This window comes from Pantoea sp. USMM079, assembly GCF_037153115.1.
In the GTDB taxonomy this organism is placed as follows: Bacteria; Pseudomonadota; Gammaproteobacteria; order Enterobacterales; family Enterobacteriaceae; genus Pantoea; species Pantoea communis.
Map to the genome: position 1 here is coordinate 1 of NZ_JBBCKX010000073.1, position 417 is coordinate 417.

Annotated in this window: 1 protein-coding gene; it reads right to left on the reverse strand. The window is 39.3% G+C overall.

All coding sequences use genetic code 11. The annotated features are described in order from the left end of the window. Positions 1–343 (reverse strand): DUF481 domain-containing protein (locus WFP70_RS26565; RefSeq protein WP_337024910.1); only part of this gene is annotated, 343 nt, incomplete at its 3' end. Positions 344–417 lie beyond the last annotated feature (74 nt).

The following is a 417-nucleotide window of genomic DNA, read 5'->3' on the forward strand; positions in this document are numbered from 1 at the left end:
CATCATCCCATAACTGATAGCCCGGGCCGGTGCCAATGAGCAGCTGTCGGGATAAATCTTCAACCCAGTCACGTTTATAACTGAGTCTTGACTGCCAGAAATATTGTTCCTTAAAAATATAATCAATAGCATACCTTAAGCTGTAATTATCTGTATTAACATTGTTGTCCTCGACGACACGATCATAAGTTGCGGATATATCGTGCCTCCATTTTTCTTTTTTCAATTTTGTATTCAGTGAAAGGCTGTAGTCATCTGTGTTAGTTGAGGAATTTTTGAGATTGACGCCAGCATCAATATTTCCCGACCAGTCCCATTGATCAGTTCTCACTTCTGACTTCATGAACTCTTCTATTCGCTTGACAGAAACTATTTCCTTCTTATTGTCATGATTGATAACGACATACCCAGCGTTAT